This is a genomic window from Fertoeibacter niger (assembly GCF_009380135.2).
GTDB classification, from domain to species: Bacteria; Pseudomonadota; Alphaproteobacteria; order Rhodobacterales; family Rhodobacteraceae; genus Fertoeibacter; species Fertoeibacter niger.
This window is the reverse complement of sequence record NZ_WHUT02000010.1, coordinates 103,010-115,158: the sequence shown is the minus strand read 5'-3', so window position 1 is coordinate 115,158 and position 12,149 is coordinate 103,010. Positions and strand designations below refer to the sequence as shown.

General features: G+C 66.1%; 10 protein-coding genes. 8 read left to right on the top strand and 2 right to left on the bottom strand.

The features are described 5' to 3' along the window. Genes GEU84_RS16220 through GEU84_RS16190 form a run of 7 tightly spaced genes read left to right on the top strand, consistent with a single transcriptional unit; the run spans position 1 to position 7,286 of the window. Positions 1-1,041, top strand: a complete 1,041-nt coding sequence (locus tag GEU84_RS16220; protein ID WP_152828005.1) for an ABC transporter ATP-binding protein — start codon at positions 1-3, stop codon at positions 1,039-1,041. A 3-nt stretch (positions 1,042-1,044) separates the two neighbouring features. Beyond that, complete coding sequence (locus GEU84_RS16215) at positions 1,045-1,812, top strand: SDR family NAD(P)-dependent oxidoreductase (protein ID WP_152828003.1); 768 nt, start codon at positions 1,045-1,047, stop codon at positions 1,810-1,812. A gap of 4 nt (positions 1,813-1,816) precedes the next feature. Beyond that, a complete protein-coding gene (locus GEU84_RS16210) occupies positions 1,817-2,911 on the top strand; it encodes a zinc-binding dehydrogenase (protein WP_217438589.1) in 1,095 nt (364 codons plus the stop codon). Beyond that, positions 2,908-3,945, top strand: a complete 1,038-nt coding sequence (locus GEU84_RS16205) for an NAD(P)-dependent alcohol dehydrogenase (RefSeq protein ID WP_152828001.1) — start codon at positions 2,908-2,910, stop codon at positions 3,943-3,945. Before GEU84_RS16210 ends, GEU84_RS16205 begins: the two co-directional genes overlap by 4 nt. 3 nt (positions 3,946-3,948) lie before the next feature. After that, entirely contained in the window at positions 3,949-5,394 is a 1,446-nt protein-coding gene (gene xylB / locus GEU84_RS16200; RefSeq protein ID WP_174539927.1) for a xylulokinase, read from the top strand. A 1-nt stretch (position 5,395) separates the two neighbouring features. Further along, positions 5,396-5,719, top strand: a complete 324-nt coding sequence (locus GEU84_RS16195) for a hypothetical protein (protein ID WP_152827999.1) — start codon at positions 5,396-5,398, stop codon at positions 5,717-5,719. Further along, positions 5,712-7,286 (top strand): GMC family oxidoreductase, encoded by a 1,575-nt coding sequence (locus tag GEU84_RS16190; protein WP_152827997.1) that lies wholly within the window; start codon positions 5,712-5,714, stop codon positions 7,284-7,286. The genes GEU84_RS16195 and GEU84_RS16190 overlap by 8 nt, the downstream gene beginning before the upstream one ends. 378 nt (positions 7,287-7,664) lie before the next feature. Here the strand turns inward: GEU84_RS16190 and GEU84_RS16185 are convergent, their stop codons facing one another. Then, a complete protein-coding gene (locus GEU84_RS16185; protein WP_152827995.1) occupies positions 7,665-9,263 on the bottom strand; it encodes a GMC family oxidoreductase in 1,599 nt (532 codons plus the stop codon). Between the two features lie 196 nt (positions 9,264-9,459). Here GEU84_RS16185 and GEU84_RS16180 point away from each other — a divergent pair, with 196 nt between their 5' ends. Beyond that, positions 9,460-10,371 (top strand): LysR family transcriptional regulator, encoded by a 912-nt coding sequence (locus GEU84_RS16180; protein ID WP_152827993.1) that lies wholly within the window; start codon positions 9,460-9,462, stop codon positions 10,369-10,371. A 20-nt stretch (positions 10,372-10,391) separates the two neighbouring features. On the opposite strand, the gene GEU84_RS16175 is transcribed toward GEU84_RS16180, so the two are convergent. Further along, positions 10,392-11,936, bottom strand: a complete 1,545-nt coding sequence (locus GEU84_RS16175) for an amidase (protein WP_217438588.1) — start codon at positions 11,934-11,936, stop codon at positions 10,392-10,394. Positions 11,937-12,149 lie beyond the last annotated feature (213 nt).

Below are 12,149 nucleotides of genomic sequence, written 5' to 3'. Positions count from 1 at the left end.
ATGAGCCGCGTAACCCTGCAAGGGATCAGGAAAAGCTATGGCGCGGTCACGGTGCTGAAGCCCATCGACCTGGACATAGCCGACGGCGAGTTTCTGGTGCTGCTGGGGCCTTCGGGCTGCGGCAAGTCCACCACCATGCGGATGATCGCCGGGCTTGAGGCGATCACGGAGGGCAAGCTGCTGTTCGATGGCCGCGATGTGACGGCAGCGCATCCGCGCGACCGCAACGTGGCGATGGTGTTCCAGAACTACGCGCTTTACCCGCATATGACCGTGGCCGACAACATCGGCTATCCGCTGAAGGTGGCCAAGGTCGCCAAGGCCGAACGGCAGGCCCAGATCGAGGCGGCGGCGAAAACCGTGGACCTGACGCCCTATCTGGCCCGCTTTCCGCGCGATCTGTCGGGCGGGCAGCGGCAGCGGGTGGCGCTGGCGCGTGCGCTGGTGCGCTCGCCGGGCGTGTTCCTGCTGGATGAACCCCTGTCGAACCTGGATGCCAAGCTGCGCGTGGCGATGCGGGCCGAGATCAAGCACCTTCAGCGCAATCTGGGCGTGACGATGATCTATGTTACCCATGACCAGATCGAGGCGATGACCTTGGCTGACCGCGTGGTGCTGCTGAGTGACGGCGCGATCCAGCAGGTCGGCACCCCGGACGAGATTTACGACGATCCGGCGAACCTGTTCGTGGCGGGTTTCATCGGGTCGCCGCCAATGAACTTTCTGGCCGGTCAGGCCAAGGGCGGGCGGTTCGCGGCACCCGGGGTTGACGACCTGCCCTGCATCGGCGCGGGTTCGCTGACGCTGGGATTCCGGGCCGAAGATGCGGCGCTGGCCGAGGCGGGGCGGTTCAGCGGGACGGTCTATGAGGTCGAGCCGACGGGCGAATCCACCTATGTCGTGTTGCAGATGGGCATCCACCGGGTGAACCTGCGCTGCGACAAGAAATTCCGCCCCGCACTGGGCGCCACGCTGCGCTTTGACGTGGCCGGGCGGCAGTGCCTGTTCTTCGATAGCGCCAGCGGACAAAGGGTGAGGTGAGTCATGACAATTCTTGAAAAGTTCAGCCTGAAGGGTCAGCGCGCGCTGGTCACCGGGGCAAGTCAGGGCATCGGGCTGGCCTGCGCGCGGGCGCTGGCGCAGGCCGGGGCGCATGTGATCCTGACCTCACGCGATCAGGCGCTGCTGGAGACGGCGGTGGCGGGCCTTGCCGCCGAGGGGTTGATCGCCGAATGGCAGTTGCTGGACGTGACAGACAGCGCCGCATGCACCGCGCTGGCAGCAAAGTTGGGGCCGCTGGACGTGGTGGTTGCCAATGCCGGTATCGCACGTTCGGGCACCGCCGCCGAACTGGCCGAGGATGAACTGGTGCAGGATGTGATGAACACCAATTTCTACGGTGTCCTTTACACCGCGCGGGCCTTTGGCGGGCAGATGCTGGGCGCGGGCAAGGGGTCGATCGTGGCGATCGGGTCGATCTCGGGCGACATCTCGAACCGCCCGCAGAACCAAAGCTATTACAACGCCTCGAAAGCCGCCGTGCATCACCTGATCCGGTCGATGGCAACCGAATGGGCGGCGCGCGGGGTGCGGGTGAATGCCGTGGCCCCCGGCTATGTCGAGACGCAGATGACGAAATACGCCATGGAGGATGACCCCGTGATGGCCGCGAAATGGATGGAACTGACGCCCATGGGGCGCGCGGGCCAGCCGGATGAGATTTCCTCGGTCGTTCTGTTCCTTGCCTCCTCCGCCTCCAGCTACATGACCGGATCGGTCGTGACGGCGGATGGCGGCTATACCTGCTGGTGATGCCATGACCCGAATTCCCGACATGATGCAGGCCGTCGTCTGCCACGGCCCCGGCGATTACCGGCTGGAAACCCGCCCTGTGCGGCAACCCGGCCCCGGAGAGGTGCTGGTCAAGGTGATCGCCGCCGGCATCTGCGCCGGCGATGTGAAGTGCTTTCAGGGCACGCCGATGTTCTGGGGCGATGCCAACCGCAAGGCCTATGCCGAAACCGATGTGATCCCTGGCCATGAATTCGTCGGCCGCGTGGTGGCCTTGGGCGAAGGCGCAGGCGCGTTGCACGGGCTGGCACTGGGCGATGTGGCGGTCAGTGAACAGATCGTGCCCTGTGGAGAGTGCCGGTTCTGCCGTGAGGGCAATTACTGGATGTGCCAGCCGCATGACCTGTACGGCTTTCACCGCATCACCCAGGGGTCTTGGGCCGAATACATGATCTACCCCGCCAAATCGCGCAACTACCGCCTGCCTGACGGGATGAACCCGCGCCATGGCGTGTTTGTGGAACCCTTGGGCTGTTCGATCCATGCGGTGAACCGGGGCAATATCGGGTTCAACGATACGGTGGTGATCTCGGGCTGCGGCGCCTTGGGCCTTGGCATGGTCGCGGCGGCGCGGATGAAGAACCCCGCGCGGCTGATCGCGCTGGACCTGAACCCGCATCGGCTGAAGCTGGCAAAGCGGTGCGGTGCCGACATGGTGATGAACCCGGCCGAGATGGATGTGGTGCAGGCGATCCGCGATCTGACCGATGGCTATGGCTGCGATGTTTACATCGAGGCGACGGGGGCGGGCAAATCGGTGGAACAGGGCCTGCTGGCGATCCGCAAGCTGGGCACCTTTGTCGAATTCTCGGTGTTCAAGGATCCGGTCACGGTGGACTGGACGATCATCGGCGACAGCAAGGAGTTGAACATCCACGGCGCGCATCTGTCACCCAACACCTATCCCCATGCCATCCGCATGATCGCCGAGGGCCGCCTGCCGATGGAGGATATCCTGACCCACACCCTGCCGCTGGCGCGGTTCCGCGAGGGGATCGACATTGCCGCCGACGGGCGCAGTTCACTGAAAGTCATTCTGGAACCGGAGGGGGCAGCATGAAGGCGCTGGTGCTGGAGCGGAAGGGCATCCTCGCCCTGCGTGATATTGATCTGCCGACGACGGTGGGCCCGCATGACGTGAAGGTTGCGGTCGATACCGTGGGGGTCTGCGGATCGGATGTGCATTATTACACCCATGGCAAGATCGGCCCCTTCGTGGTCAACGCCCCGATGGTGTTGGGCCACGAGGCGGCGGGCGAGGTAATCGCCGTCGGTTCGGCCGTCACCCATCTGGCCCCCGGCGACCGGGTCTGCATGGAGCCGGGCATCCCCGACCCGAATTCCAAGGCGACCAGGCTGGGCATCTACAACGTCGATCCCGCCGTTCGCTTCTGGGCGACGCCGCCGATCCATGGCTGTCTGGCACCCGAGGTGGTGCATCCGGCCGCCCACACCTACAAGCTGCCCGAAAACGTCAGCTTTGCCGAGGGCGCAATGGTGGAACCCTTTGCCATCGGCATGCAGGCGGCGCTGCGTGCCAGGATCAGGCCGGGTGATGTGGCGGTGGTGACGGGGGCGGGGCCCATCGGCATGATGGTGGCGCTGGCGGCGCTGGCGGGCGGCTGTGCGCGGGTCATCATCTCGGATCTGGCGCAGCCCAAGCTGGACATCATCGCCGCCTATCCGGGCATCCTGCCCGTCAATCTCGGCGCGCAGTCGCTGCGCGATGTGGTGATGGCAGAGACGGCAGGTTGGGGTGCGGATGTGGTGTTCGAATGTTCCGGCGCCGCGCGGGCCATTCTGGACCTGCCGCAGATCGTGGCGCCGGGGGGCACGGTTGTTCTGGTCGGCATGCCGGTTGATCCGGTGCCGTTTGACATCGTCGGCCTGCAGGCGCGCGAGGCGCGGGTGGAAACCGTGTTCCGCTATGCCAATGTCTATGACAGGGCAATCGCGCTGATGGGGTCGGGCAAGGTGGATCTGAAACCGCTGATCTCGGCCACCCTGCCCTTTGCCGATGCCATCGCTGCCTTTGACCGCGCGGTCGAGGCGCGGCCGACGGATGTGAAGATCCAGATCGCCATGCGGGGCTGATCGGTGCATCTGGGAATAGACATCGGCACATCGGGGGTGAAAGCGCTGCTGATGGCAGATGACACCAGTGTCATCGGCAGCCGGGATGCGGGTCTGACCGTCAGCCGCCCCAGAAGCGGCTGGTCAGAGCAGAATCCGGATGACTGGATCGCTGCCACCTCTGCCGCCGTGGCAGGGTTGCGCGCTGCGCATCCCGAAGCGTTCGCCCGGCTCGCCTCGGTCGGGGTGTCTGGGCAGATGCATGGTGCAACGCTGCTGGGGGCAGATGACCGCCCGCTGCGGCCCTGCATCCTGTGGAACGATGGCCGATCCGGCGCGGAATGCGCCGCGTTGGAGGCGCGTGTGGATGTGCGCGGCATCGGCGGCAATATCGCGATGGCAGGCTTTACCGCGCCCAAGCTGCTGTGGGTCGCACGGCATGAACCGGCGATCTTCGCCCGCATCGCCAAAGTGCTGTTGCCAAAGGATTATGTCCGCCTGTGGCTGACCGGGCAGCATGCCACCGACATGTCGGATGCGGCGGGGACGCTGTGGCTGGACGTGGGGGGGCGTCGCTGGTCGGATGCGCTGCTGGCCGCCACCGGCCTGACACGCGACCAGATGCCCGATGTGATCGAGGGCACGGCGCAATCCGGCCTTCTGCGCGCCGAGATTGCCGCAGACTGGGGCGTGGCGCGGGTTCCGGTGGCGGGCGGCGGCGGCGACAATGCGGCCACCGCCTGCGGCATGGGCCTGCTGGAGCCGGGGGCAGGCTTTCTGAGCCTTGGGACATCGGGCGTTCTCTTCACCGCGACCGAACGGTTTGCCCCCAACACGGACGAGGCGGTGCATGCCTTCTGCCATGCCGTGCCCGCGCGCTGGCACCAGATGGCCGTCACGCTGTCGGCCGTGGACAGCCTGACCTGGCTGGCGCGGCAGTTGGGGGGCACACCGCCTGATCTGGCCGCGATGGTGCCTTTGGATGTGTCTCAGCCGTCCGAGACAACCTTTCTGCCCTATCTGTCGGGCGAACGGACGCCGCACAATGACCCCCTCGCGCGTGGTGCCTTTGTGGGCCTGGCGGCGGGCACCGACAAGGCCGCACTGGTGCAGGCCGTGATGGAAGGCGTGGGCTTTGCCTTTGCAGATTGCCATGACGCGCTGGCCCGCACAGGGCTGCCGGTGGGGGCGGTTTATGCGGTGGGCGGCGGGGCGCGGTCGGCCAGCTGGCTGCGCATCATCGCGGCGGCGACAGGGCTGACGCTGCTGATCCCCGAGACCGGCGATTTCGGCGCCGCCTATGGTGCGGCAAAGCTGGCGCGCGCCTGCCTGTCGCCGCAGTTTGACGCCGCCGATTTTGCGGCGCCGGCATTGCGCGCCGAAGTGCGGCCCGACCCTGCGCTGGCTGACGCCTATGCCGCCCGGCGCGGGCGGTTCCGCAGGCTGTATCGGGCATTGCAGGATGGTTGAAATGGCAACGCTTGCAGCCGGGGTGCTGGCCCTTCCGGGGCGCGCCGCTGGAGCGCAGACCGTGGCGCAGGCGCTGCGCGATCCTTTGCTTGCGGCTGTGTTGTGGCGCGTGTTGCGTGACGAGCAGGTCACCGCCTGGCCTGACCGTGCCGCGCTTGATCTGGTGGTCTCGGCCCTTTTTCTCAACAAGACCCGCTTGCCAAAGGCCCCTCCCGCTGCGGTGCGGGCGCTTTGCGGTCCGGCGCGGCCGTTGTTGACGCTGGCCGTGACCGGCGCACCGCAGGACCAGCTGGCGCGGGCGGTGTTCGGGGGCAACGATGGCTGACTACATCATTGTCGGCGGAGGTTCGGCGGGTTGCGTGATAGCCGCGCGGCTTGTGCAGGCGGGGGCTGAGGTTCTGGTGCTGGAAGAGGGCCCGGCGCGCGGCCATCCGCTGCTGGACCTGCCCGCCGGATACATGAAGTTCCTGAACTCGGAACGGTTCCTGAAATACTATCCGACGGTGCCGCAGCCCCAGCTTGACGGGCGCAGCATGATCATCCCACAGGGGCGGCTGTTGGGCGGCGGGTCTGCGATCAATGCCATGGTGTATCTGCGCGGCCAGCCCGAGGATTACGACACATGGGCGGCGCTGACCGGCGATCCGGGTTGGGGCTATGCGGCGATGCTGCCGCATTTCACCGCGATGGAGGGCAATGCCGATCTGGGGGGCTTGTTCCATGGCCGCGATGGTCCGCTGAAAGTGTCGCATCTGGGGCACATGAACCCGGTCACGGCGGCGTTCCTGGACAGTTGCGCTGCCTTGGGCATCCCGTTGAACGAGGATTTCAACGGCGCCGCGCAGGCCGGTGCCGGGCGGATGCAACATACCATCGACGGGCGGGCGCGGCAGCGCAGTTCGGCGGCACGGGCCTTTCTGGCGCCCCTGCGTGGCAATCCGCTGCTGCGGCTGGTCAGCGGCGCGCGGGTGACACGGCTGGTGATGCGGGGCGACCGGGTGGTGGGGGTGGATTACACCGAAGGGCGCCAGACCCGCCGGGCCTATGCTGCGCGCGAGGTGGTGCTGACAGCCGGCGCTCTGGCCACACCGCACCTGATGCTGCGCTCGGGCCTTGGGCCGCAGGCGCAACTGCATTTGGCAGGCATTCCGCTTGTGGCCGATCTTGCGGGCGTCGGGCAGAATTTGCAGGACCATTGCGAAGTGCCGGTGATCAGCGCCCTGCGCCGGGGCCTGGGTTACTTCGGCCAGGATCGCGGGCTGGCCATGCTGCGCCACGGCCTGCGCTACCTGCTGACGCGCGGTGGCCCGGTGACATCCACCGGCGTCGAGGCCTGCGCTTTCCTGCCGATGGGCGACGACCCGCGCCCGCTGATCCAGCTTTACTGCGTGCCGACGGTCTATCTGGACCGCACCGTCAGCGGCATCGACCCCACCTGGGGTCTGACGCTGACGCCTTGTCTGGCGCGGCCCCGGTCGCGTGGTCAGGTTTCGCTGAACCCGGGCGACCCAGAAGGCCTGCCGCTGGTCGATCCGGGTTTCCTGCGTGATCCAGCCGACTTTCAGGCAATGCGCGACGGGATCGCGGCGGCACGGAGCATTCTGGCGATGGAACCGTTGGCCGGGATGGTGACGGCTGGCCTGATGCCCCGCGACACTTCGGCCGAGGCGATTGACCGGCATATCCGCGCGACAGTGAAGACAAATTACCACCCGGTCGGAACCTGCGCGATGGGGCAGGTGACAGATGCGGCGCTGCGGGTGCGCGGCGTGCAGGGCCTTCGAATCGCAGATGCATCTGCCATCCCCTTGATCCCTGCGGCCAACACCAACGCGCCGACAATGGCCTTGGCCGCGCGCGCGGCCTTGCTGATCCTGTCACAGCCCTGTTGAGGCGCTCTTGCATGCCCGCGCGGGTTTCCGGCTGCGCATTTGCCCCAAAACTCCCGGCATGCGGCAAGACATTTTTGAACTGGCAGAAGCCCAACGCCCATGATCTTTCGACGATCAGGCTGCGCGCGTGCCGGATGCATGCACCGGCAGCCAGGCGCATGCGCCCACCACGCCCGCCCCCCCCATACCCGTCCGCGCAAAGGCCGCGCGCATCGGCAGAGACGATGACGACCGGGGCCACCGCAAGGCAAGCGCCCCGTTCCGCAAGCCCTGCGCTGTTCGCTTTGCGCGTCGCGGGGGTCAGGGCAGCCACCTTTGCCGGACGGTTCAGCGTCACCTGTCCTGCACAGCCGCGTGGCGGATCGGGACGCCGCCCATTCAGGCCGTGGCGTCTTCGATGATCATCCGCGCGGCCTTTTCGGCGATCATCAGCGTAGGGGAATTGGTGTTGCCGCTGGGGATCGTCGGCATGATCGAGGCATCGGCAATCCGCAACCGCCCCAGCGACCGCAACCGCAGCCTTGGATCGACCACCGCGCCCGGATCGGCACCCATCCGGCAGGTGCCGACCGGGTGAAAGATCGTGGTGCCGATGTCGCCCGCCGCGCGGATCAGGTCTTTTGTGCCGAGCAGGGTGGGACCGGGGCGGAATTCTTCCGGGTGATAGCGGGCAAAGGCCTTCTGGCTGGCGATCTGGCGGGTCAGCCGGATCGAGCGCACGGCCACATCCTGATCGGCTGCGCTGCTCAGGTAGTTCGGGCGGATCGCGGGCGCGATGCGGAAATCCGCCGATGTGGCATGGATCGACCCGCGGCTTTCCGGGCGCAGGTTGCATACGCTGGCCGTGATGGCCGGAAAGCGGTGGATCGGATCCCCGAACTTGTCGAGACTGACCGGCTGCACATGCCATTGCAGATCGGCGCGCGTCTTGTCCGGCCCAGACCGGGTAAAGATTCCCAGCTGGCTTGGCGCCATCGACATCGGGCCCGACCGCGACATCAGATATTCCAGCCCGATCGCCGCCTTGCCCCACAGGCTCGACGCCCGCTCGTTCAGCGTGGGCACGCCGCGCACCTTGTAGATCAGGCGCAGCTGAAGGTGGTCTTGCAGGTTTTCCCCCACGCCCGGTGCCTCGGCCACCATGTCTATTCCCGCCGCGCGCAGGGCAGGGCCATGCCCGATGCCCGACAGTTCAAGCAGATGCGGCGACCCGATCGCCCCGGCGCAAAGCACCGTCTCGGCCGCCGCACGGGCATGGCGCAGTTGGCCCTTGTGCAAGAAGGTGACGCCGCGCACCTCGCCGCCCTCGACGATCAGCCGCTGGGCTTGCGCATCGGTCAGGACATGCAGGTTGGCCCGCTTGCGGGCCGGACGCAGAAAGGCCTTGGAGGTGTTCCAGCGGATGCCAGAACGCTGGTTCACCTCGAAGTAACCGGCACCCTCGTTGTCACCCCGGTTGAAGTCGTCGTTGCGCGGGATCCCGGCCTCAAGCGCGGCATCGCGAAAGGCATCCAGCACCTGCCAGTGCAGGCGCGCCTTTTCCACCCGCCATTCGCCCCCCGCCCCATGCAGCGGGCTTTCGCCCAGGTGATAATCCTCTTGCGCGCGAAACAGCGGCAGAACGTCATCCCAGCCCCAGCCGACACAGCCCGCCTGACGCCATTCATCATAGTCCTGCGCCTGACCGCGCATATAGATCATGCCGTTGATTGACGAACACCCGCCCAGCACCCGCCCACGCGGATAGAGCAGCTGGCGGCCGTTCAGCCCAGCCTCTGGTTCGGTGCGAAACCGCCAGTCGGTGCGGGGATTGTCGATGCAATACAGATACCCGACCGGAATATGGATCCAGTGGTAATTGTCCTTGCCCCCCGCCTCAAGCAGCAGCACGCGGTTGGCGGGATTTGCCGACAGACGGTTGGCCATGACGCAGCCCGCGCTGCCGGCCCCGATCACGATATAGTCGTAGTGGTCCATTGCGGTCTTTCTGCTGCCGGTTCCGCCCGCTGCCCGAAGACAGCGGACCGTGCCGCGCATATTGTTCGGAACTGTTCAGGCCGCAGGGGCGGGCTGATCCGGATCCCACGATTGCGCGGAAACAGCGGCAGATCAATCCGGTTCCCAGGCAGTTCAAGGATTGATTTCAGACAGGCTCTGTTCGAAAATGAACAGCATGAGCCAGTTCAATTGGGATGACATGCAATACTTCCTGGCATTGGCCCGCCATGGCCAGTTGACCGGGGCCGCGCGCCATCTGGGGGCATCGCATGTCACCGTCGCCCGGCGGATCGACAGGCTGGAAGCGGCGCTGCACCAGCGGCTGTTCGAACGCAGCGCGCGCGGCTATGCGCTGACCGCATCGGGGCGGCGCATGGTCGAGGCGGCCGAGCGGATGGAAGAGGCTTCGGGCGGGGTCCAGCCGGGCCAATCGGTTGGGCAGGGGCTGAGCGGGACACTGCGTCTTGCCGTGCCCGAAGGTTTTTCGGCCTTCTTCAGCCAAACGATCCTTCCGCGCTTTATCGACCGCTTTCCGTCCTTGTCGCTTGACCTGATCACGATGACACAGGTGTTGTCCCTGTCGCGGCGCGAAGCGGATCTGACTGTCACGCTGGGGCAGGTTGGGCGGGGGGCCTATCTCTCGGAACATCTGGCCGATTATCGATTGCGCATCTATGCGGCGCGCGACTATCTGGACCGTCATCCGGTGATCCGGTCGCGCGACGATCTGCCCGCGCATCGCTTTCTGGGCTATATTGAGGACATGCTTTTTGCGCCCGGGCTTGACTATCTGAACGAGGTGCACCCCGCCTTGCGCCCCGTGTTCAAAAGTTCAAGCATCTTCAATCAGTTGACGGCGGTGCAGCAGGGGCTTGGGCTTTGTGTCCTGCCCTGTTACCTCGCCAGGCGTGATGCCGGTCTTGTGCCGGTGCTGCCAGCCAACATCAGCCTTGTGCGCAGCTATTGGCTGACCTGCCATGCCGATACCCGCCAGACGCGGCGCGAGCGGACGGTGATCAGCTTTCTGGCCGGGGAAATGGCACAGGCTGCGGCAATTCTGGCCCCCGGGGAAGCGGACCCGCCCTGATACGGACGGGCCCAACGGGGTCAGGCCAATGCCGGCTTGCGGTGCAGGGTTGCCTGTTCATAGGCATGCGCAAGGCCGATCAAGCGGGCATCCTGCCACAGACGGCCGACAAAGATCAGGCCAAAGGGCGCGCCAGAACGATAGTAGCCGGCCGGAACCGTGATGCCGGGCAGACCTGCGATGTTCAACTCGCCCACCGTGGTCTCGCGGATAGCCTCGCCCGAATGCAGGCCCGGCAGCGCACCAAGCATCTGCGGATAGGCCAGCGCATCCAGCCGGTGGCGGATGAACACAGCCTCGACCAAACGCAGATAGGTGGTTTTCAGCGCGGTGAATTCCGAAAGCGCAGGGGGAAGGTCCGGATTCTGCAAGACGGCGGCGAAATCGGGCAGTTCATGCAGATAACCCAGTATCGCGCCCTTGGCCAACGGGTCTTCAGCCTGGGCCAGACGGACAAAATCGGCCCAGGTCTGGAGCGCCGCCTTGGGGCCAAGACGGCGCAGATAGGCCCCCATGTCAAAGGGCAGCGATTCAAGCCCGCGCCCGTCAAAGAAGGGCGTGCCCGGCGTGATCTGGCGGTGGTCGGCAAAGCCGGTTCCGGCAAACGGATCTTCGACAAGAATGGCGCCCGCAGCCACAAGTTCTGACTTCGCGCGGTCATAAAGTTCGACCGCCTCAGGCGACAGCGGATCCTTGCGCCAGCCCGGACCGTAAAGTCCGATCCGCTTCCCCACAAGGGCGTCGGGCGACAGGCCCGCGGCAAAGCCGCCCTCGGGGATATGGCCGACCGAGGCCAACGTCTTCGGGTCTTCGGTCGTAAAGCCGGCAATGGCATCCAGAAACAGCGCCGCATCCTCGACACAGCGCGCGATCGGGCCAAGCACATCGCGATTGGCCGACAGGGGAACCACGCCGCTGTTCGGCACAAGTCCGACGGTCGGCTTGATGCCCACAAGCGCCTGCGACGAGGCCGGATTCTGGATCGACCCGCCCGTTTCCTCGGCCAGACCGGCAAGGCACATATGGGCGGCCACGGCGGCAGCCGTCCCCGCGCTGGACCCCCCCGGCACAAGGTCGGGCTGGACCACGTTCAATGTCGGACCGGCCCAGCTGTCATTGGCATGGGTGCCGGTCCAACTCAGTTTCGGGACATTGGTCTTTCCAAGGATGATCGCGCCGGCCGACTTCAGCCGGGCGGCGACCGGGGCATCGCGCTCGGGGAAAAGGTCAATGCCCCCGGTGCCGGAATACAGCAGGCTCCACCCCGCCGTGGTCGGATATCCGACTAGATCGACGGTATCCTTGACGACCACGGGTATGCCGGCAAGCGGACCCAGCTTTTCCCCGGCTTGCCGGCGGCGATCTATGTCGCGGGCCACTGACAAGGCATCATCACAGGCAAAGATGATGGCGTTGATACGCGGGTTTTGCGCGGCGATCTGGTCAAGGCAGGCCTGGGTCAGCGCCTCGGCCGTCAGTGTTCCGGCGGCAAAGGCCCTTTGCACCTTGGCGATGGTCAGCTTGCCAAGGTCAGCCGAAAGATCAACAGGATCGGAAAGCATCATTCGATATCCCTCTCTGCGCGGACAAGCGCAATGGGTGCCAGAGCCGGAGGCCTGACAGGACGGGTGAAAGCATACAGGCGCAGATCAGGCGCGGGATGCAGGAAGGGGAGCTGACACCCTTGTCAGCAGCAGCGCAGATGACGTCGCCGCAGGATGCGGGTCAGGCCGGAGCGCGATGATCGTGGCCTGGGCAGGACGGCGCGGGGCCAGACC

Coding starts and splice junctions, on each gene's coding strand:
- GEU84_RS16220 (WP_152828005.1), top strand. CDS start 1: ATGAGCCGCGTAACCCTGCAAGGGATCAGGAAAAGCTATGGCGCGGTC.
- GEU84_RS16215 (WP_152828003.1), top strand. CDS start 1,045: ATGACAATTCTTGAAAAGTTCAGCCTGAAGGGTCAGCGCGCGCTGGTC.
- GEU84_RS16210 (WP_217438589.1), top strand. CDS start 1,817: ATGACCCGAATTCCCGACATGATGCAGGCCGTCGTCTGCCACGGCCCC.
- GEU84_RS16205 (WP_152828001.1), top strand. CDS start 2,908: ATGAAGGCGCTGGTGCTGGAGCGGAAGGGCATCCTCGCCCTGCGTGAT.
- GEU84_RS16195 (WP_152827999.1), top strand. CDS start 5,396: ATGGCAACGCTTGCAGCCGGGGTGCTGGCCCTTCCGGGGCGCGCCGCT.
- GEU84_RS16190 (WP_152827997.1), top strand. CDS start 5,712: ATGGCTGACTACATCATTGTCGGCGGAGGTTCGGCGGGTTGCGTGATA.
- GEU84_RS16185 (WP_152827995.1), bottom strand. CDS start 9,263: ATGGACCACTACGACTATATCGTGATCGGGGCCGGCAGCGCGGGCTGC.
- GEU84_RS16180 (WP_152827993.1), top strand. CDS start 9,460: ATGAGCCAGTTCAATTGGGATGACATGCAATACTTCCTGGCATTGGCC.
- GEU84_RS16175 (WP_217438588.1), bottom strand. CDS start 11,936: ATGATGCTTTCCGATCCTGTTGATCTTTCGGCTGACCTTGGCAAGCTG.